The following is a 19,556-nucleotide window of genomic DNA, read 5'->3' as shown; positions in this document are numbered from 1 at the left end:
AAACGCAGAAATTAGTAGGAAGTTACGCTTTACATAGAAAAACAGCGTAGGTCACAGTTAGTTGAAGTGGGTAGGCATGAGGGTAGCGACAGGCTATTGAATAAATGATAATCTCTATACAATATCCGGAGACAATAAAAGAAAATAATAGGTGAATGATTTGCACAGATATAGAATCACAAAATATGATCCTCTTACTGTTGATAAAAATGGAGATGATAAGGAAGTTTGGACTGCGATTAGTGACATTGGCAAGTCATTTGATGGTGAAACATTGACTGTCGCTAAATATGTAGAAGTTGAAGACAGTTATATCAAAGCAATTCATTTAGTTATGGATTATCTCGAAACACCATTTTTGTTGATCAACAAGGTGATTCGAAGTTTTTCATATGATACTTTTATGGAAATGATCCAGGATTATCGTGAGCTTTATACTGAAGAAGTATTGGAAATATACAGCAATGCTAATGACTTAGAGCAGTTAGATAAAGATAAATTGGATTCTTTCTGCAGACTGCAATTACGTGAAGATCTTGGTGCTGATGTTTTTTATCCTAGGAGAATGAAAGTTTTTATTGGATATGACTATTTAATGGGATTCCATACTTCCAAATCCATTGATTCATTGATACCCCGAATTGAAGGTTTAGGACTGTTTGTAGAAAAACACTAATTTATAGAACCTTGAGAAAAAGTGAGGTAATCATGATGGAAGCAGAACAACTATTAAAGAAGATCGAAGAGTCCCACTATTGGGATGCGAGAGTTAAAGGATTAAGTACTAGCTTTTTTGGTGATGAACTGGATCTAATTTATGAGGATGATGATCGTGAGGTCGTTTTAAAATTCTCTAATTGTTATCAAATAAAGTACAATCATGCATTAAATTATGATAAAGAGAAGCCTGTTCGTGAACTAACCAGGAATCAACTCCCGTACTTTTTGCAGAACATTGAGCTTCAGGACTGTATTTATAATGGAATAAAATACTTCAAGTGTAAGATTTCTATGCCGCCTCTGGATCTTGAGATATTAAGTAAAGATCTAATTGTATTGAAGGAATAAGTCATTTTTTAATACAAGAAAGATAAACTCCCCCTTAGAATAGATATTGGAAAAACCCTTGGGTTTAACCGAAGATATATTAGGGGTGTTTTTGACGAGGACAGGGGGCTACCAATTGAGCCAATTTATAAAAGATACAAACGTTTTTGAAGAAGCGTCACACTTCGTTTCAAAAGTATTTTACGACAGCGACTACCGAACCAAGTATTTAGAGTGCCGTTTCAAAAAACAGCTGTACTTGATTTTGATTATGCAATGAGTTATCACTTTTGGGATGAACTGAAGCGACTAATCGATACATTCGGTGACTCTTATGTCATTATGGCTGTCTTAGACCCACATCCTGTAGACTACTACTATAATGAGTTCTCCCGGTATAACTGGTGTACGCTTAATAAAGGAACAACAGCAGATGAATATTGGAATATGCTTAATGAGAGTCCTATAGACAGCCCTGCGGACTCGATCGTATCCAATTCAGAAGTGGTCGTGTGGCTGTCTTCGTCTATGAAATGGGCGATATGGGGAGAGAGGAGTTACGGTATTTGTGTTGCAGGCTTCAGTGACGAGATAAAAGACTATAACAAAGAATTGTGGTTTACGATGGATGAAGCCATTACTAATTTAGTATCACTTCAATTTAAAAATTGTATCGTTCCTGAAGAGATTACCTCGAAGTTGATGAAGTTCTATACTTAAGTGTTATTCCAGTCAGGAGGGTAAAATGGATAGCTTCACCTACAAAATAACCGGAGAGGGTACAGATCAAATAGTAACCTTAAAGGTAGAGTCACAGATCATTTATGAGGGTCCCTCTTATAGCTTAGTAACTTCTGTAGATAATGTTCTTGGGCTTGATCTGAATTTTGGTTTCTCAGGAATAGAATATTCGTATTATTTGTATAGCATCAAATGTTTGGAAGAGTATCTCTTATTACTACCAATGAATGCGCATTATAAATACGCAAATCAATTCATCTTTTCAAAGTCTGATTTGATGAAATTATGGGACGGACTTGGTTATGCTTTTGAAGATGATCAGGAGTATATAACTAATGCCAATCCTACTGATATTTTATTACATTGGTTTTTATCAAGTAGGGTTCACTTCCAGGAATTAAAATTAGATACAATGAGAAAAGAAATACGAAAAATAGCTGTAGGATATAGTGAAGATAAGTATCGCTCTCTATTTGAGCATTTAATGTTGAAATGGGACGACGTTCATCTTAAAGATGTAACTAAAATAACAAGTCTATGTGTTGAAATATCGATTTATTTGGACCAACAAGAGAATTATGATTGGAAGGCTTTATTTATAGATGAACAGGGAGTACTTTGTATGAGATTAAGTCCAGATTTAGGAATTAGAACTAATGTTTCTATTAACTAGAATAATGTTAACAAGCTCGTTTAACTTGGGATTTAGAGCGGGAGATGAAGAAAATGACAAGTGTCCATGATAATGAGATCATATCTTATGAAGTTAGTTTGAAGAATCGTACGATTATAATGAACACATTTGATTATCAAACTGAATCGCTGACTAAGGTCGTGTTTTCTGATGTTTTTGCCCATATGTTTGAAACTGAATTAGAAAACAGTATTATTCTTGATATTGAAAAATCAGAGATTTCTAATTTTGTTATTGATCATCGTGATGTATTAGATAAATATAAGAACTCTACGTGGCCGATGGATTATAACACCATTGAAGAATTATCAGAAAAACTAGTCACAGAGAATTATAATTACTATGAAATACTATCATCCTTTGGGCTCAGTGGTTGGGTTGTAGCTCGAAATTATGAATTAATAAAAGCCTGAATAGTAAAGTTGAAGGCGGAAGAATAAATGAATGATATAGATGCAGTTATATCTAATGATAGTCAGTTACTTTGCTTAGAGTATTTATATACAGTTGAAGATTATATCACCTTGAGCATAAGAGTAAAATCAGGGGAGTTCAGCGGTCAGTCTAACTTTTGTATCTCAAAAGAAAGAATAAATCTGATAATTGAGAAATTAAGAGAAATGCAAGAAAATTTATTAGGTAGTATTACTCTGGACGATTATGATTCTGATGCACATATAATATTTAAGGTTAGTCGGTTAGGCCAGTTAGTCATTACAGGTCAAATTGGAGGCAGCCACGAGGAACATACCATGAAATTCAAATTCGTATCAGATCAATACATCATTCATGGACTTATAAATACTTTCATTTCTTTTATGAAATGATTTATACCTCGAATTATCCAATGTGCCCCCCTTTGAATAGACATTGAAAATAAACTGCACCCCAATGGTAGGTACGATCTACCATTAGAGGTGCAGTTTTTTCATGACTGAAAATACAAGCATCTGAATTTAAGATAATGAATTAGCTATACCGTATTATCCAGCCCAGTATTGGACCTCACCAGAATCTCGTCGTAGCTTGCTTGCTCGTCCTCCTCAATTGTTTTCTTGCGGGAAAGCAGTGTTCCCACATAACCAGCGAGGAAGCCTAGCGGAATCGAGATCAGCCCTGGTGTAGAGAACGGATAGAGGGGTTCGCCAGTAAAGATCGCCTTGCCCGCTTCCGGGTGAATGACGTTCGGACTGACGAGCACCAGGCCCACCGACGTGACAAGACCAACCACCATGGCCCAGATGGCGCCGTTGGTGTTGAATCTTTTCCAGTAGATCGTGTATAAAATAACCGGCAGATTAGCACTGGCTGCGACGGCAAACGCAAGAGAGACGAGAAAGGCGACATTCAGATTTCGCGCGACAAGCGCAAGCAGAATAGACAGAATGGAGATTCCGATGGAAGCATAACGAGCCATGTTCATCTGCTCCTTCTCCGTCGCCTGTCCCTTGCGTAAGATTTGATTATAAAAATCATGTGAGAACGCCGTAGCCGCAGTGAGCACGAGACCCGCAACGACCGCCAGAATCGTGGCAAAGGCTACAGCAGAAATGAAAGCAAACATCATGTCCCCGCCAAGCGCCTGTGCCAGCAGGGGCGCGGCCATGTTGCCTGCCTGATCCTGCGCGATGATGGCGCTATTGCCTACGAATGCGGCAGCACCGAAGCCAAGGAAGATCGTCATAACATAGAAGATACCGATGACCCAGGTCGCATATACGACAGAGCTGCGTGCTGTTTTGGCGTCTTTTACGGTGAAGAAGCGGACCAAAATATGCGGGAGTCCTGCCGTTCCGAGTACAAGACCCATTGTCAGCGACAGCGTGTCGAGCCCATCCTTGTATTTAATTCCGGGATTCAAGAAGTTCTCGTTATGCGGCGTGGCAGTAGTCATATGTGAGAACATGCCGGTAATGCTGAAATCGAATTTGTAGAGTACCAGGATCGAGATAACGAAGGTTCCGCCCATGAGCAGAAAGGCCTTAACAATCTGTACCCAGCTGGTAGCATGCATTCCGCCAAAAATAACGTATACCGTCATTAGAATGCCGACAATTATGACCGAGGTTGTAAATTCGATCCCGAGCAGCAGCTTGATCAGCGCACCCGCTCCGACCAGCTGTGCAATCATATAGAAGATGGATATGGCAATCGTATTGAAGGCGGCGAAGCCTCGAATCTTCTTCATATGGAAGCGAACGGCGATCATGTCGGCAAACGTATATTTGCCCAGATTCCGCAGCGGCTCAGCCACCAGGAACAGGACGACGAGATAAGCGACGAGGAAGCCGATGCTGTAGAAGAATCCATCAAATCCGGACAGGGCAATCATACCCGCAATGCCAAGAAAAGAGGCTGCCGACATATAATCTCCGGCGATAGCGAGTCCATTCTGCCAGCCGGTCAGCCCTCCGCCAGCGGTGTAGAAGTCGCTTGCGGAGGTCGTTTTCTTGGAAGCCCAGTACGTGATGAGCAGTGTGGCGGCGACGATAACGAGAAACATGATAAAAGCAGCTGTATTCATAGGTCACCTCTCTTTTCCTCATCAATGATCCGATTGGACAGCTGATCAAATTTGGACGCTTTTCTGTAGTAGATCATGCAGAAAGCCCATGTCATGACAAATTGAAGGAAGGCCAGTACCCAAGCCCAGGTAATGCTGCCGATGAGCGGTGTATTCAGAATCGTCGTGTAGGAGGTGAGGATTGGCAGAGCAAAATAGAAGCAGAAGAAAAAGATCGTGAAGGGAATAATAAAGCGTTTCTTGTCTCGAAGCAGTTGTTGAAAATGAGCAGACTTAGCAATGTTAGAATATTCCTCGGGAGTACGTTTTGCCTTGGCAGGCTCGCGTTGCTGCAAGTTACTTTCCATATGCAATCCCTCGCATTCTATTAGTGTAAGCGCTTTTAAATTGGTGAAGCTTAAAGCTCAAATTCCGGAACTCATAACTCAATCCAATCATTCACCCCCTTTTTGTCAAAGGTAATAAAGGGTTTTCTGTAAAACAATGTTATTATACTACAGGCTTGTGCAGGGTAATACAACTTTTTTACATAAAAAAAGCAAGTTTCCAATGGGCAGATGGGCACATATAATGCACCCGAGATGAAAACGGCTGAACAGGAGGCTAATATATGATTCCGATGTATCCATACTACGGCAAGGAAGTGAAGTGCGAAGAAGTTCCCATTACATTCCCGCCCCAGCAGCAGGACCGCCAGCCCGGGTTTGAGTATGTGATGAACCCGCTGCCGATTGCGGACAATCCAGGGTATGTAGGAAGCGGCAAGCTCAAAGGGAAGATTGCGATCATTACAGGAGGAGATAGTGGAATCGGCAGAGCGGTGGCCATTGCTTTTGCCAAGGAAGGTGCCAGCGTCTCGATCCCTTATCTAGATGAACACCAAGATGCAGAAGATACGAAACGAATGGTGGAGGCCTATGGTGGGAGCTGTCTTCTGCTTCCCGGCGATCTTAGAAATGAGGGACACTGCCGGGCAGTCGTGAACGAAACCGCGAACTGCTTCGGCAGGCTGGATATTCTTGTTATTAATCAGGCCGTACAATTCCCGCAGGAATGCATCACTTCGATTACGGCACAGCAGCTGGATGATACGTTCCGGACGAACATTTACCCCAGCTTTTTTCTGACACAGGAAGCACTGAAGTATTTGAAGCCGGGGAGCTCCATCATCTCGACAACCTCGGTTACGGCCTATGCAGGCAATCCGCTCCTGCTTGATTATTCCTCTACCAAGGGAGCGATGGTATCCTTCACACGGTCCTTGTCCGAGCAGCTGGTCGGCTGTGGCATTCGCGTCAATGCGGTTGCCCCGGGTCCGATATGGACCCCGCTCCAGCCAGCAAGCTATCCGGCAGAGTATATCAAGACGCTGGGTGCAGATACGCCGATGAAGCGTGCAGGTCAGCCCTTTGAGCTGGCACCCACTTACGTGTATTTGGCCTCAGACGACTCCAGCTATGTTACAGGCCAGGTTCTGCATGTAAACGGAGGGACGATGGTGGGCTCCTAGCCTTCGAGTGTAAACGACGAATCGATATAGTTTAATCGTTGTTACTTGAATATAGCTATACCCTTCAGGATTTCATGGAAGTAGTACATCCAGTTTTTTTCGGACTTTGACGGAGCTTGGGCTGTTGTATTGGTTTCTGTTCCAAGGGTGCTGTCGGCCGGCTTACCATGATTATGTAGTGTGGAATTTTGTTGAGGTTGACTGCAGTGGTTTTTCTCGTTGTCTTTCATAGGGATCACAACCTTTCTTGATATCTATTTTATCGGGTGGATTGCATTATTGGCATATCAATATTAAGGTATATGTAGAGTAATGCTTTATGAATGGAATGAATTAGGAGAGGTTGATTTACAAATGAAAATAGATCGTGTGGACATGTCTATCCTGACCGAGCTTCAGAAGGATGCGCGTCTGTCTATGAGAGAGCTGGGAAGGCTGGTTAATTTGTCTGCACCCTCGGTAACAGAGAGGGTCAAACGAATGGAGGAGCAGGGACTCATTGAGGGCTATACCATACAGGTCAATCGCAAGAAGCTTGGGTTTACGATGGACTGCCTCATCGAAGTGACGCTGCAGCACGGAGACCATAAGCGCTTCAAGCCATTGATCGAGAGTTATCCGACGGTGCTGTCCTGTTACCGGATTGCAGGCAAGTCATGCTATATGGTGCTGCTTACCGTCAGCCAGCTGGATGAGATTGAGGAGTTCATTGATGCGATATCGACGTATGCCAATACGCTGACGCATGTTATTTTTTCAGAAGTTAAAGTGAATACGTCACTTGAGCAGCATACACCTTTACTGCCGGAGGCTTAACCAAAAAGGACAATCCAATCAATCATTTGGGTTGTCCTTTCGCTTATGCTTTCGTTTATTGAACTGTTTTTTGTGCTACATCATTTACGATATCACGGAGCTTGACCTGTGCAAGCTGGTCCTCCATAGCCCTTTGTGCAGCAGTAAAGATGGGCTCAATACTCCCTTGAATGCTGCGTCCTACCTCGCACGCGGGATTGGGGGAATCATGAAGTGAGAACAGGGCATTCTCGTTGACGGCGTGAACCGCGTGATAGATATCTAGCAGCGTAATATCGGAAATGTCTTTTTTAAGCTTTGCACCTGCGACCCCGGGTCTGACCTCCACAAGTCCGGCTTTATTCAACATCCCCATAATTCTGCGGATCACGACGGGATTCGTTCCTACGCTTGCAGCAATGAATTCGGATGTATTTACACCTTCCTTATTGTAGTGCAGCAGTGTCAATATATGAATGCCTACAGAGAATCGGCTGGTAATCATAAACGGATAACTCCTTTGTACGATCTTATATAAGAAGTATACATGAGTATATTATAACAGCAAGCCGTACTAGTCATTTCATAACTTAGGATTTTAAAGGACGATATGGATTCAGTTCATTATACAAAAAAATGGAGAAGCCTTAGGAACGGCATCTCCATTCTTCATTATATAGAGTCATTAGCTTTGTTCAGCTACGACTGTAAAACGCTTCTGCTTATGCTTGGCCGCTTCAATCTCATCCACGAGCGCTACTGCATAATCCGCATAACTGATATAGCTGTTGCCCTGGCTGTTTAGGATCAGGTTGTCTTGTCCTATTTGATAAGAACCGGTTCTTGCACCTTCTGGATCAAAGAATGCAGCAGGGCTGATAAAGGTCCAGTCTACACCTTCGGATGCTTTCAGGTCCTCAAGGTTTCTCGCTTGATTGCTAGCGGTTGGCTTGTAAGCATCCGGAAAATCGGGTGTATCGACAAGTTGCGTTGTTTTCTGTTCATCTACGTAGAGGCTGCCTGCACCTCCGACTACAATAAGACGAATATGGGTATTGCTTAGCAGGCGAATAAGAGCCTGCCCTGCTTCCACATGAAGATGCTCTTGCCCTGGAGCTGCGCCAAAAGCGTTAACGATGACGTCCAGGCCCTGAAGGTCTTCTTTTGTAATTTGAAACACGTCTTTCTCTATCACAGGAAATTCTGAGACTTTACTTGCATCACGGACAATGGCGGTGACGTTATGACCACGGCTTGCGGCTTCCTTTGCAATGAGTCTTCCTGCCTTGCCGCTTGCTCCAATAACTCCAATGTTCATATTTCATTCTCCTCCAATAATGGGTTTGTTCTTGGGATTAGTAATGATTTGTATATAAACCTGTAACTATATAAGTTACAATAACATGTAATCATTATAGTTACAAGTGTAAGTTGTTGTCAACAACTTCAATAACTGCAATTTAACATTGCCCGAATACTTCACTGTTATACTGTCTACGGCTTGCTCAGAGCTTCATCATTTACGTAGAGCTTACCCGAAGCGGTACGACTTTAAATGTAGGATTAGATCATGAAGGAGGAGATTCATATATCGGGCTTGGGAGCACGACTATGGGAGGTCTTTACAACCGCATTAAAGCTCGGACTCACTTCATTTGGAGGTCCGGTTGCTCACCTCGGCTACTTTCACAATGAATATGTCATGCGGAGAAAATGGATTGATGAACGTACCTACGCAGATCTGGTTGCGTTAAGCCACTTCCTGCCGGGTCCGGCCAGCAGCCAGGTTGGAATGGGTGTAGGCATGATGAGGGCGGGTGTACTCGGCGGGATTATAGCTTGGCTTGGTTTTACGCTGCCTTCTGTCATTGCCTTGTTTATTGCGGCTTCCTTATTGCAGCAGGCTGGCATCGTCGAGATCGGCTGGATGCATGGACTTAAGATTGTTGCTGTAGCGATTGTGGCACATGCCGTCTGGAATATGGGAAAAAGCCTTGCACCGGATCGGAGTAGAATGACTATTGCCGTGCTTGCCTGTGTCCTGGTCGTAATATGGCCTTCCGCTATCACGCAGGTTCTACTCATTATTGCCGCAGGAATTACAGGCATCTACTTGTATCGGGGGGCACAAGAGAAAAGCATCACATCAGTGGAGAACGTTCCGATTGGAAAAGGATTCGGTATCTCCTGTCTTGTGCTATTCTTTCTACTCCTCTTTGGATTGCCACTACTGAGTGAAATGACCGGCTCATCCTGGATCGCTTATTTTGACAGCTTCTACCGAGCGGGTGCTCTCGTATTCGGCGGAGGGCATGTCGTTCTTCCCATGCTGGAGAGAGAGCTGGTTCCGCCAGGATTGATTGATGCTGACTTCTTCCTGGCAGGTTATGGACTTACTCAGGCAGTTCCAGGGCCGCTCTTTACGTTTGCTTCTTATCTGGGAACCATTATGGAGGGCGCACTCGGCGCGGTAATATTCACCGTAGCCATATTTCTCCCAGGTGCCTTGCTGATTATGGGAGCGATTCCTTTTTGGCAGCAGCTTAGAGGGAGAAATGGAATACAAGGTGCGCTGAAAGGCGTGAATGCCGCCGTTGTCGGACTATTGCTTGCCGCCTTTTATGATCCGGTATTTACCTCAGCTGTCCGCGGTCCATATGATTTCGTACTTGCGCTCGTCCTGTTTGTCATGCTGGTCTGGTGGAAGCTGCCGCCATGGATCATCGTGCTGCTCGGATTATTTAGTGGAATGGCTTTGTATCCATCGGTATAATACAATCAAAATAGATTGTTATACATCGAATTATGGGATAAAGGAGCCTTGAGATCAGGATGAGGATTACGGGACGAATGGTTATTAATCTTTTGCTCTTTGTGGTCGCTTTTGCAGGGATCAATACGTATATCGGCTGGAACATTTATCTGTTCCTTACGCAGTATTTTGAGGCAGTTTCTCCGTTATGGCTGGGTCTCATTATGATCATTGTTGCACTTGGCTATGGAATTGGTCGGATCAAATGGCTTGGACATGCAGGGCGGTTCATTAAAGTACTGGGTTCATTTTATTTCGCGCTGCTGGAGTTCTTCATCATCGTTCTCCCCATTGCGGACATTGCCGGCTGGATCAGCCATTTGGCAGGGGTAGAATCGGCAGTATATATCCCGGTTATCGGCTGGCTGGTAGCGGGACTGCTTGTTCTGTTCCTTGTCGCAGGTTCCTATAACGCATGGAGTCCTATTGTACGGCAGCATGAGATTTCTATTCACAAAAAGAAACCAGGAGGTCAGCCTGGAACGTACCGCATTGCCGTTGCTTCGGATATCCATTTAGGCAACATCGTTGGAAATCGTCACCTCGGCAGACTCGTATCCATTATGAATGAAATGAAGCCGGATCTTATTCTGCTTGCCGGAGATGTGCTGGACGATTCAATCGAGCCATTCCTCAGGAACAAGATGTCAGAAGGAATGAAGAAGCTGAAGGCGAAGCATGGAGTGTATGCTGTTCTCGGCAATCATGAGTATTATGGCGGACACGTTGATCAGTATGTAGAAGAAATGGGGCTGCTCGGCATTCGAGTTCTGCAGGATGAGACGGTAACGACGGCGGGAGGAGCCCTTCAGATTGCCGGAAGAAAGGATCTTACTGCGGAGAAGACGGATCCGAAGAAACGCCTCCCTGTAGCCGAGCTGCTGGAGCCGCTGAATCATGAACGGCCGATTATTCTGCTGGATCATCAGCCGTATGCTTTTGAGAAGGCTGCTGAAGCGGGGGCCGATCTGCTGCTGTGCGGACACACCCACCGAGGACAATTTGCACCCAACCACTGGATTACCAAGCGATTGTTTGAGCTGGACTGGGGTTATATGCTGAAGGATAAAATGCATGTGATTGTGTCGTCCGGCTTCGGTTCCTGGGGACCACCCATTCGAATTGCCAGCCGTTCCGAAATCATTCAGATTGAGCTGAAATTAGAAGGTTAATGGATTTACTTATACCTTATCATTAAGACGCAGGTGTCATGATATTCATGATGCCTGTGTTTTTTACTGCTTTCCAAATAAAAGAAGAAATTAACATCTACATCACATCGTTATGTAAAAGGTGCAATGCGATAATACTTTAACCTAATAAACTAATAAAACGAGCTTGAGAGAGGAAATCAGTGAATTATATAGATAATAGAAGTGATAAATTATTTTTATTTATCTAATAAATTTAGTCTATGTTAAAAATGTCGATTTTTGTTGGAAAAAGGCTTGATTTTAAATCCATCCTGCTTTACTATCAGAAAAACTAAATTCGTACCTATTCACTAAAAAAGTATCGTAAATAGACTCAAAAATATCTAAAACTATATGTAATTAGGAAATGTAGTGAAAAAACGAGTCGAAAAAGGAGCCCTAATGTGACTGAAGAAGAACATCAGCGGGCAATGTACTCCGGTCTTGATGATCTGGATCGCGGTATTGTTGGATTTCTGCAAGAGAATGCCCGTATACCCTTTACCCAAATTGCCAAGGAGTTAAACGTTACAGAGAAGACAGTTCGGCTGCGGGTCCAGCAGATGCAGGATGAAGGTGTCCTGAGCTTAGTAGGGATCGTCAATCCGGTAAAAGCCGGTATCCGAACCGAAACACTGATCTTTATCGCTGTAGAGGATCAAATGATGGAGGAAGTCACAGAAGCACTTCACGATATGCCTGAGGTCAGGCTGATGCTTCTGATTACCGGTGAATATCAGCTGATGCTTCAAGTGTTCACGAAGGACACCGATGAATTCTCCGAATTTTTAATGAAAAAGCTGAATAAAGTCAAAGGCATTACTCGTACCAATGTCATCATGGAGCTCAAGGTTCTCAAATCGAAGTTGAAGTTCGTTCGCTAGAGCTTCATCTTTTTAACCCTCAGTGCATATTTATGCACGTTATTCATTCCGATCTGTCCCTAATTAGGGGATTGGTTATAAATTTATTCTATAGAAAAGTGAGGTCATGAAGATGTTTACGAAAAAAATGAACAAACTCTTATCATCCGCAGTGCTAAGCAGCTTGCTTGTGCTAACTGCATGCGGCGGCGGCGGTGGCGGAGAAACAGCAACAGATGCAGGTGGTGCCGGCAGCTCTACTACAGGACAAAAAGTGCTTAACATTGGTCTGAAGGCGGATCCTCCAAGTCTTGACCCAATGTCATCCTCTTCGCTATATGACCGCCAAGTACAGAACAGTATTTATGACAAGCTGTTTGATGTAAATGCGGACGGCGAAGTGGTACCGATGCTCGTATCGGAATATACGGTTTCTGAAGATGGTCTTACGTATACTTTAACGCTTCATGACGGTATCACTTTCCAGGATGGAAGTGAGTTTAATGCAGAGGCGGTTAAATTCAACCTTGAGCGCTATAAGCAGGAAGGCTCGAAGCGGATCAGCGAGTTGAACCCCATTGATACGGTTGAAGCAACAGATGAGTTAACGGTAGTGATTACACTTAAGGAGCCATTTGCTCCATTCTTGTCGGTATTATCTGATCGTTCCGGCATGATGGTATCTCCGGCAGCGGTTGAGAAGCATGGCGATAACTATGTTAAGAATCCGGTAGGAACGGGTCCATATGCCTTCGTTGAGCAGGTCAGCGGTGACCACGTGACTTTGAAGAAGAATGAGAACTATTGGAAGAATGAAGTGAAGATCGACGAAGTGAACTACAAAGTGTTCACGAACACGAGTGCGGCGGTACAGAACCTTCGCTCCGGCGTTGTCGATATTATTGATGAGATTCCGGTGAAAGAAATTCCAACCGTAGAAAGTGACCCGAACCTGACGGTCGTTGCCCAAGCAAACATGGGCTTCCAGGGGATTCATTTGAATAACACCGTAGGCGATCTGCAGAACAAATATCTGCGTCAGGCTGTTGATCTGGCTCTTGATCGGGAAGCGATTGTCAAAGTATTGTTCGACGGATACGGTGCACCGGCACATACACCATTTGCACCAGGCAGCCTTGCTTACAACGAAGAGCAGGACAAGTCTCCTGCAGTAGATGCAGCCAAAGTTCAAGAGCTGCTTGAAAAAGGCGGAAAGCCGGATGGCTTCAGCTTCAAAATGCAAATTTCTACAACGACAGAGAATGAGCAGTTCGGTGCCGTCATCCAGAACATGCTGAAGACACACAAGATCAACGTTGAGCTTGAGAAAGTCGAGTACGGTACGATGCTGGAGAATGGCGACAGCGGTAACTTCGAAGCGATGCAACTGGGCTGGTCTGGCCGGATCGACCCGGATCAGAACGTGTATGACTTCCTGGTAACGGGCATGCCGAACAACCAAGGCCGTATTTCTGAGCCTGAGCTTGATGAAGTATTGATTGCCGCTCGTGCGGAGCAGGACACAGCGAAGCGTGCAGAGCTGTACCAGCAGGCGATGGATATCGTTCATGAGAACGGAAGCTATGTCTACATCTATCATAACTACGATAAATTCGGTGTATCAAACAAAGTACAGGGCTTTACCTACATTCCTGACGGCATCATTCGTACAGCGAACCTGGATATTCAATAACAGTGGAGAGAAAAGGAATATAGGATGTTTAGCATCTCACCTCTAAAGCCTATAATCCCTTTCTCAGTCTGCAAAATAACACTCTAACACAACAAGAAAGCGAAATTCAAATTTCGCTTTCTTGTGTCATTGATAATGGATTTTTGTCAAATAAACAAAATTGGGAGAGAGAGCTCATGATGTTTGTATTAAAGCGTATTTTACTCGCGATCCCCATTCTGTTCTTGGTGTCGATCATGACGTTCTCCTTGATCCATCTCATACCGGGCGATCCTGCCCGAGTCATTCTGGGTCAAGAGGCTACACCGGAGGCGCTCGCGAGCTTGAGAGCCGAGCTTGGCCTCGACAAGCCGATTGTACAGCAGTATTTTACATGGCTTGGCAATGTGCTTCAGGGAGATTTGGGGACATCGATTACAGACCATGTACCCGTAAGTGAACTCATCGCACAGCGGCTGCCTGCCACGATACAGCTGACGATCGGAAGCTTTATCGTTGCGCTGCTGATCGCAGTACCCGCGGGGATTCTTGCCGCAGTTAAACGTAACACTTGGCTTGACTATCTCAGTTCATTTGGAGCGCTTGGCGGCATGAGTATTCCGAGTTTCTGGCTCGCCATGATGCTCATTATTTATTTTACCGTAGAAAACAACTGGCTTCCTTCATCGGGATACGTTCCTTTTTCCGTGGACTGGAAGGCCAATTTATTAGCACTTATTCTTCCTTGTATTGCAACAGGACTTAGAGAATCGGCTGAACTGATGCGGATGCTTCGTTCCTCACTCGTTGAGGTCGTTAATATGGATTTTGTCCGTACGGCCAAGGCCAAAGGGCTCAATGAATGGGCAACGATATTCAAGCACGTGCTGAGAAATGCCTTGATCCCTGTCGTGACAAGCTCCGGTATTCTTATAGCTGGACTCATCGGCGGTCTAGTCATCACCGAGTCCATCTTCTCGATCCCCGGCTTCGGCCGACTGATCGTAGAATCTGTGTTCAAACGTGACTATGTAACGGTACAGGGCGCGATTCTCGTATCGGCGCTTCTCGTCGTCGTGATCAACATCATCGTGGATCTGCTCTATGCGGTCATTGATCCTCGTATCAAATCAGGTAAGGGGGCATAGACGGATGAAAAAGTTCAAAAAGTTCTTTAAATCCGGACTTGGTGTCCTAGGAACACTCATTATTCTTGTCCTTATTATAACGGCTGTATTTGCAAGCTCTATTGCTCCATATGATCCGAATATGCAGGATTATAACAAGATTCTGCAAGAGCCAAGCAGTGAGCATCTGTTCGGTACGGATGATCTGGGCCGGGATATCTTCTCCCGTGTCGTATACGGAGCACAGATTTCTATTAAAGCAGCCTTGATGTCTGTAGCCATTGCCGTCTGCATCGGGGTACCGATTGGACTGCTCACCGGTTATTACCGGGGGTTCTGGGATGAGTGGGTCGTGATGCGGATTGTCGATTCGTTTCAAGCCTTTCCGTTTCTCATTCTGGCACTCGCACTCTCGGCGGTTCTTGGAGCCGGCTTCGGTAATGCGATGCTGGCCATCGGTATCGGCTTTGCGCCTACCTTTGTACGGATTACGAGAGGACAGGTGCTTAGTCTCCGTAACATGGAGTATGTGCATGCAGCCAAATCCGTGGGGGCGAAAGACGGACGTATTATCTTCGGTCATATTTTGCCGAATGCACTGGGTCCCATCATTATTCAGGCGACCTTGACGATGGCGAGTGGAATCCTGGCTGAAGCTTCCCTGTCTTATCTGGGACTGGGTGTGCAGCCGCCGACGCCGTCTTGGGGAAGCATGCTGAATCAGGCACAGAGCCTGATGAGTGTAGCGCCTTACGCAACATTGTATCCGGGTCTGGCGATCTTCGTCGTTGTACTTGGATTTAACTTGCTTGGTGATGGATTGCAGCAGTTCCTGAATCCGCGCGCAAGGAAATAGAAAGGGGGGTCCGTAAACCATGACAACTATATTAGATGTACAACAGCTAAGAACGCGGTTTAAGACTGATTATGGACAAGTCGCGGTCGTTGATGGCGTGGACTTCTCCATAAAAGAAGGAGAAACGCTCGGCGTCGTGGGTGAATCTGGCTGCGGCAAGAGCGTGACCAGCTTGTCCATCATGCGGCTTCTGGCAGGGAATGGAGCCTCAGAGGGACAAATCTTATTCAAAGGAAACAACCTTCTGGATATTTCGGAGAAACAAATGCAGAAAATCCGGGGTAACGATATCGCGATGATTTTTCAGGAGCCGATGACATCGCTGAATCCCCTTCAAACCGTCGGTCATCAGATCGAGGAAGCCGTCCTGCTGCACCGGAAGGTATCGAAGAAGGAAGCGAAGGAGCGGGCCATCGAAATGCTGAAGGCGGTCGGCATGCCGCGTGCGGGAGAAATTTACGGAGAGTATCCGCATCAGCTCTCCGGCGGTATGCGGCAGCGGGTGATGATCGCTATGGCCATGTCTTGTGAGCCGAAGCTGATTATCGCCGATGAGCCGACCACTGCGCTGGATGTAACGATTCAGGCACAGATCTTGGAGCTTATGCAGAAAGTGAAGGAAGAGACGAATACGTCTATTATGCTGATTACACATGATCTCGGTGTCGTAGCAGAGATGTGCGACCGGGTTATCGTGATGTATGCGGGACAGGTCGTGGAAGAAGCCGAGAAATTCGAGCTGTTCGAGAATCCGAAGCATCCGTATACGGTGGGGCTGATGAACTCGATTCCTGAGCTGTCAGAAGAGGTGGAGTTCCTGGAGACGATTCCGGGTTCGGTTCCGCTGGCACATGAGATGCCGAAGGGCTGCCGTTTTGCTCCAAGATGCAGCAAGGTGATGCCGATCTGTCAGGAGCAGGAGCCTTCACTGTTTAAGCTGGACGGACAGAAATGCCGCTGCTGGCTGTACGCGGAAGGGGATGAGTAAGATGGAACCAATACTACGTGTGAAAGGTCTGAAGCAGCATTTTCCGATTCATGCCGGAGCCTTCAATAAAGTGGTCGGACATGTCCGCGCCGTCGATGGCATTGATCTGGAAGTCTATCCCGGTGAAACCCTTGGTATCGTAGGTGAATCCGGGTGCGGTAAATCAACCACGGGCAGAACAATTATGAGATTGAACGAGCCGACAGAAGGGGAAGTGATCTTCGGCGGCAAGGACCTCGCGAAGCTGGGCAAAGAGGAGATGCGTAAGACAAGACGCGATATCCAGATGGTATTCCAGGACCCATTCGCCTCGCTTAATCCGCGGAAGACGATCCGTAAGATTTTGCTTGAATCCCTAGCGGTTCACAAGATCGGTACAACGAAGGAACGGAACGAGATGGTGGAGAAGATCATCGAGATCGTCGGCTTGAAAAGGGAGCACCTGGATCGTCATCCGCATGACTTCTCCGGCGGGCAGCGCCAGCGGATCGGGATTGCCCGCGCACTTGTGCTGAATCCGAAACTCATTATTGCCGATGAGCCGGTATCTGCCCTGGACGTTTCAATTCAATCACAGGTATTGAATCTGCTCAAGAATTTGAAACAGGATTTCGACCTTACATTGATGTTTATCTCTCATGATCTGTCTGTCGTTAAGCATTTGTGCGATCGGGTTGCCGTGATGTATCTCGGCCGGATTGTAGAGATTGCGGATAAGCGGAGTTTGTTTGCGAATCCAAGTCATCCTTATACCCAGGCACTCTTGTCTGCGGTGCCGCAGGCGAATCCAAGACTGAAGAGAGAGCGCATCCTGCTGACAGGCGACTTGCCGAGTCCGGCAAATCCACCGTCAGGCTGCACGTTCCATCCGCGCTGCCGCTTTGCGACAGAAGAGTGTAAGACGACAGCGCCGCAGCTAAGAGATATTGGCGACGGACATCAGGTGTCCTGCCATTATGCAGAGCAAATACTCGAGAGTCTGCGGGCCAAGGAGTCACAAGGTGTTGTGCACTAGTTCAATCTATCAAGGGGGAAATCATCCATGAAGACGTTCGACCCATTATCTTACCCATATACATCCCAGCGCAATGCGACCTACGCAAAGAACGGAATGGTGGCTACCTCACAGCCACTTGCCGCACAGGCAGGGCTCGACATTCTGAAGCGCGGAGGCAATGCGATTGATGCAGCTATAGCAACAGCAGCCTGTCTTACCGTCGTTGAACCGACTTCGAATGGAATCGGCGGAGATGCATTTGCCATCGTTTGGACGAAAGGCGAGCTCCACGGCTTGAATGCGAGTGGACCTTCACCCGCAGGTATTTCCATTGAGTCCGTGAAGGAGCAAGGACATGACAAGATGCCAACATATGGCTGGCTTCCTGTTACCGTCCCTGGTGCGCCATCCGCTTGGAAGGCGTTATCTGACCGCTTCGGCAAGCTTCCACTTGCGGAAGTGCTTCAGCCTGCTATCGACTATGCGGAGAATGGATTTCCGCTGACACCCACGTTGGGTTATTACTGGAATCTGGCCTATAACAAGTTCAAGGAGAAGCTGGACGGTCCTGAATTTGCCGGATGGTTCGAAACCTTTGCACCGGAAGGAAGAGCTCCGAAGATCGGAGAGATCTGGAAATCACCGGGACATGCGAAGACCCTTCGTGCTATTGCGGAGACAGGAGCAGAGTCCTTCTATCGCGGAGAAATTGCTGATCAGATCGATGCCTTCTCCCGCGAGCATGGCGGATTCCTGCGCAAAGAGGACTTGGCAGCTTATTATCCGGAATGGGTAGATCCGATCTCTGTAAATTATAAAGGCTATGACGTATGGGAAATTCCGCCGAACGGTCAGGGGCTTGTCGCTTTGCTTGCACTGAACATGCTGAAGAAGGATGAGTTCGCCGCTCGTGATACGGTGGATACCCACCATCTACAGATGGAGGCGATGAAGCTGGCCTTTACGGATGGGCTCAAATACATCACTCAGCCTGACAAAATGAATGTGACCGTGGAAGAGCTTCTGTCTGATGCGTACGCGGAAGAGAGAAGAGCACTGATCGGCGAAGAGGCGATCCAGCCGGAACCGGGTAATCCGGCCAGAAGCGGCACAGTATATCTGGCAGCTGCCGACGGTGAAGGGAATATGATCTCCTTTATTCAGAGCAATTACATGGGCTTCGGTTCTGGAGTGGTCGTTCCCGGTACAGGAATCGGGCTGCAAAACCGCGGACATTCCTTCTCGCTGGATGAGACGCATGCCAACCGGCTCGAAGGCGGTAAGAAATCCTACCATACCATTATTCCGGGCTTCTTGACCAAGGATGGCAAGCCGGTCGGACCATTTGGTGTTATGGGTGGATTCATGCAGCCACAGGGTCATATGCAGGTTGTGATGAACATGATTGACTTTAATCTGAACCCGCAGTCTGCACTGGATGCACCTCGCTGGCAGTGGATTGAAGGCAAGACAGTGGAAGTCGAGCCGAACTTCCCGGATCATATTGCACTCAGCCTGTCCAGAAAAGGTCATGACATAAGGCGGGCGAACAGTACAGGCGGCTTTGGCCGCGGACAGATTATTGTACGGGACAACGAGAATGGGGTGCTGGTAGGAGGTACGGATTACCGTACAGATGGTACCATTGCAGCCTGGTAATATTTTTTCTTCTATTATATATAATGAACATATATGAACCTTAACTGAATGAGTATTTCATTCGGTTAAGGTTTTTTT

Annotated in this window: 21 protein-coding genes; 17 read left to right on the top strand and 4 right to left on the bottom strand. The window is 46.0% G+C overall.

The window, feature by feature from the left end:
• The first annotated feature begins 151 nt into the window (after positions 1-151).
• The 6 genes from BLW49_RS16390 (at position 152) to BLW49_RS16365 (ending at position 3,309) form a co-directional block, all read left to right on the top strand.
• On the top strand, positions 152-676 hold the full coding sequence (locus tag BLW49_RS16390) for a hypothetical protein (protein WP_143042127.1): 525 nt from the start codon (positions 152-154) through the stop codon (positions 674-676).
• A gap of 32 nt (positions 677-708) precedes the next feature.
• Entirely contained in the window at positions 709-1,068 is a 360-nt protein-coding gene (locus BLW49_RS16385) for a hypothetical protein (RefSeq protein WP_256209791.1), read from the top strand.
• 213 nt (positions 1,069-1,281) lie between these two features.
• Positions 1,282-1,767: a diadenosine tetraphosphatase gene (locus BLW49_RS16380; RefSeq protein ID WP_143042126.1), complete on the top strand. Its 486-nt coding sequence runs from the start codon at positions 1,282-1,284 to the stop codon at positions 1,765-1,767.
• 25 nt (positions 1,768-1,792) lie between these two features.
• Entirely contained in the window at positions 1,793-2,461 is a 669-nt protein-coding gene (locus tag BLW49_RS16375) for a hypothetical protein (RefSeq protein WP_090725605.1), read from the top strand.
• Positions 2,462-2,514: 53 nt separating this feature from the next.
• Positions 2,515-2,895 (top strand): hypothetical protein, encoded by a 381-nt coding sequence (locus tag BLW49_RS16370; protein ID WP_090725603.1) that lies wholly within the window; start codon positions 2,515-2,517, stop codon positions 2,893-2,895.
• Between the two features lie 27 nt (positions 2,896-2,922).
• A complete protein-coding gene (locus tag BLW49_RS16365) occupies positions 2,923-3,309 on the top strand; it encodes a WapI family immunity protein (protein WP_090725602.1) in 387 nt (128 codons plus the stop codon).
• Between the two features lie 146 nt (positions 3,310-3,455).
• Here BLW49_RS16365 and BLW49_RS16360 read toward each other — a convergent pair whose 3' ends face one another.
• Positions 3,456-5,006: a solute symporter family protein gene (locus BLW49_RS16360; RefSeq protein ID WP_076314689.1), complete on the bottom strand. Its 1,551-nt coding sequence runs from the start codon at positions 5,004-5,006 to the stop codon at positions 3,456-3,458.
• Positions 5,003-5,353 (bottom strand): DUF485 domain-containing protein, encoded by a 351-nt coding sequence (locus BLW49_RS16355; RefSeq protein WP_076314688.1) that lies wholly within the window; start codon positions 5,351-5,353, stop codon positions 5,003-5,005. Before BLW49_RS16355 ends, BLW49_RS16360 begins: the two co-directional genes overlap by 4 nt.
• 263 nt (positions 5,354-5,616) lie before the next feature.
• Between BLW49_RS16355 and BLW49_RS16350 the strand changes: the two genes are divergently transcribed.
• Together BLW49_RS16350 and BLW49_RS16340 are read left to right on the top strand one after the other, a co-directional pair.
• The gene (locus tag BLW49_RS16350; RefSeq protein ID WP_090725600.1) at positions 5,617-6,516 is read left to right on the top strand and encodes an SDR family oxidoreductase; all 900 of its coding nucleotides are present in this window, start codon (positions 5,617-5,619) and stop codon (positions 6,514-6,516) included.
• A 354-nt stretch (positions 6,517-6,870) separates the two neighbouring features.
• Positions 6,871-7,332 (top strand): Lrp/AsnC family transcriptional regulator, encoded by a 462-nt coding sequence (locus tag BLW49_RS16340; protein ID WP_076314686.1) that lies wholly within the window; start codon positions 6,871-6,873, stop codon positions 7,330-7,332.
• Positions 7,333-7,387: 55 nt separating this feature from the next.
• On the opposite strand, the gene BLW49_RS16335 is transcribed toward BLW49_RS16340, so the two are convergent.
• Together BLW49_RS16335 and BLW49_RS16330 are read right to left on the bottom strand one after the other, a co-directional pair.
• On the bottom strand, positions 7,388-7,816 hold the full coding sequence (locus tag BLW49_RS16335; protein ID WP_076314685.1) for an Rrf2 family transcriptional regulator: 429 nt from the start codon (positions 7,814-7,816) through the stop codon (positions 7,388-7,390).
• 180 nt (positions 7,817-7,996) lie between these two features.
• Positions 7,997-8,629 (bottom strand): NAD(P)-dependent oxidoreductase, encoded by a 633-nt coding sequence (locus tag BLW49_RS16330; RefSeq protein WP_090725597.1) that lies wholly within the window; start codon positions 8,627-8,629, stop codon positions 7,997-7,999.
• A gap of 252 nt (positions 8,630-8,881) precedes the next feature.
• On the opposite strand from BLW49_RS16330, the gene BLW49_RS16325 reads away from it, so the two are divergent.
• From BLW49_RS16325 to BLW49_RS16285, 9 genes are all read left to right on the top strand, one after another.
• Positions 8,882-10,084 carry a chromate transporter gene (locus tag BLW49_RS16325; protein ID WP_090725595.1) on the top strand — a complete coding sequence of 401 codons (1,203 nt, stop codon included), beginning with the start codon at positions 8,882-8,884 and terminating at the stop codon, positions 10,082-10,084.
• Between the two features lie 77 nt (positions 10,085-10,161).
• On the top strand, positions 10,162-11,295 hold the full coding sequence (locus tag BLW49_RS16320; protein ID WP_256209790.1) for a metallophosphoesterase: 1,134 nt from the start codon (positions 10,162-10,164) through the stop codon (positions 11,293-11,295).
• Positions 11,296-11,720: 425 nt separating this feature from the next.
• Positions 11,721-12,200 (top strand): Lrp/AsnC family transcriptional regulator, encoded by a 480-nt coding sequence (locus BLW49_RS16315; protein WP_256209789.1) that lies wholly within the window; start codon positions 11,721-11,723, stop codon positions 12,198-12,200.
• A 112-nt stretch (positions 12,201-12,312) separates the two neighbouring features.
• Entirely contained in the window at positions 12,313-13,872 is a 1,560-nt protein-coding gene (locus tag BLW49_RS16310; protein WP_090725593.1) for an ABC transporter substrate-binding protein, read from the top strand.
• Positions 13,873-14,048: 176 nt separating this feature from the next.
• On the top strand, positions 14,049-14,999 hold the full coding sequence (locus BLW49_RS16305; RefSeq protein ID WP_090725592.1) for an ABC transporter permease: 951 nt from the start codon (positions 14,049-14,051) through the stop codon (positions 14,997-14,999).
• Between the two features lie 4 nt (positions 15,000-15,003).
• Positions 15,004-15,834 (top strand): ABC transporter permease, encoded by an 831-nt coding sequence (locus BLW49_RS16300; RefSeq protein ID WP_076314680.1) that lies wholly within the window; start codon positions 15,004-15,006, stop codon positions 15,832-15,834.
• Positions 15,835-15,853: 19 nt separating this feature from the next.
• Positions 15,854-16,822: an ABC transporter ATP-binding protein gene (locus BLW49_RS16295; protein ID WP_047911558.1), complete on the top strand. Its 969-nt coding sequence runs from the start codon at positions 15,854-15,856 to the stop codon at positions 16,820-16,822.
• Position 16,823: 1 nt separating this feature from the next.
• Positions 16,824-17,837 carry an ABC transporter ATP-binding protein gene (locus BLW49_RS16290; protein WP_076314679.1) on the top strand — a complete coding sequence of 338 codons (1,014 nt, stop codon included), beginning with the start codon at positions 16,824-16,826 and terminating at the stop codon, positions 17,835-17,837.
• 27 nt (positions 17,838-17,864) lie between these two features.
• On the top strand, positions 17,865-19,478 hold the full coding sequence (locus tag BLW49_RS16285) for a gamma-glutamyltransferase family protein (protein WP_076314678.1): 1,614 nt from the start codon (positions 17,865-17,867) through the stop codon (positions 19,476-19,478).
• Positions 19,479-19,556: the final 78 nt, after the last annotated feature.

Source organism: Paenibacillus sp. PDC88, assembly GCF_900106725.1.
In the GTDB taxonomy this organism is placed as follows: Bacteria; Bacillota; Bacilli; order Paenibacillales; family Paenibacillaceae; genus Paenibacillus; species Paenibacillus shunpengii.
Note: the sequence above shows the minus strand (reverse complement) of the source record. Positions and strands in the feature narration are given on the sequence as shown.

Bases quoted from the DNA above. Each gene is read 5' to 3' on its own strand.
- BLW49_RS16385 (WP_256209791.1), top strand. From the start codon at position 709: ATGATGGAAGCAGAACAACTATTAAAGAAGATCGAAGAGTCCCACTAT.
- BLW49_RS16370 (WP_090725603.1), top strand. From the start codon at position 2,515: ATGACAAGTGTCCATGATAATGAGATCATATCTTATGAAGTTAGTTTG.
- BLW49_RS16310 (WP_090725593.1), top strand. From the start codon at position 12,313: ATGTTTACGAAAAAAATGAACAAACTCTTATCATCCGCAGTGCTAAGC.
- BLW49_RS16300 (WP_076314680.1), top strand. From the start codon at position 15,004: ATGAAAAAGTTCAAAAAGTTCTTTAAATCCGGACTTGGTGTCCTAGGA.
- BLW49_RS16360 (WP_076314689.1), bottom strand. From the start codon at position 5,006: ATGAATACAGCTGCTTTTATCATGTTTCTCGTTATCGTCGCCGCCACA.
- BLW49_RS16340 (WP_076314686.1), top strand. From the start codon at position 6,871: ATGAAAATAGATCGTGTGGACATGTCTATCCTGACCGAGCTTCAGAAG.
- BLW49_RS16365 (WP_090725602.1), top strand. From the start codon at position 2,923: ATGAATGATATAGATGCAGTTATATCTAATGATAGTCAGTTACTTTGC.
- BLW49_RS16320 (WP_256209790.1), top strand. From the start codon at position 10,162: ATGGTTATTAATCTTTTGCTCTTTGTGGTCGCTTTTGCAGGGATCAAT.
- BLW49_RS16285 (WP_076314678.1), top strand. From the start codon at position 17,865: ATGAAGACGTTCGACCCATTATCTTACCCATATACATCCCAGCGCAAT.
- BLW49_RS16330 (WP_090725597.1), bottom strand. From the start codon at position 8,629: ATGAACATTGGAGTTATTGGAGCAAGCGGCAAGGCAGGAAGACTCATT.
- BLW49_RS16290 (WP_076314679.1), top strand. From the start codon at position 16,824: ATGGAACCAATACTACGTGTGAAAGGTCTGAAGCAGCATTTTCCGATT.
- BLW49_RS16305 (WP_090725592.1), top strand. From the start codon at position 14,049: ATGATGTTTGTATTAAAGCGTATTTTACTCGCGATCCCCATTCTGTTC.
- BLW49_RS16355 (WP_076314688.1), bottom strand. From the start codon at position 5,353: ATGGAAAGTAACTTGCAGCAACGCGAGCCTGCCAAGGCAAAACGTACT.
- BLW49_RS16295 (WP_047911558.1), top strand. From the start codon at position 15,854: ATGACAACTATATTAGATGTACAACAGCTAAGAACGCGGTTTAAGACT.
- BLW49_RS16335 (WP_076314685.1), bottom strand. From the start codon at position 7,816: ATGATTACCAGCCGATTCTCTGTAGGCATTCATATATTGACACTGCTG.
- BLW49_RS16325 (WP_090725595.1), top strand. From the start codon at position 8,882: ATGAAGGAGGAGATTCATATATCGGGCTTGGGAGCACGACTATGGGAG.
- BLW49_RS16350 (WP_090725600.1), top strand. From the start codon at position 5,617: ATGATTCCGATGTATCCATACTACGGCAAGGAAGTGAAGTGCGAAGAA.
- BLW49_RS16375 (WP_090725605.1), top strand. From the start codon at position 1,793: ATGGATAGCTTCACCTACAAAATAACCGGAGAGGGTACAGATCAAATA.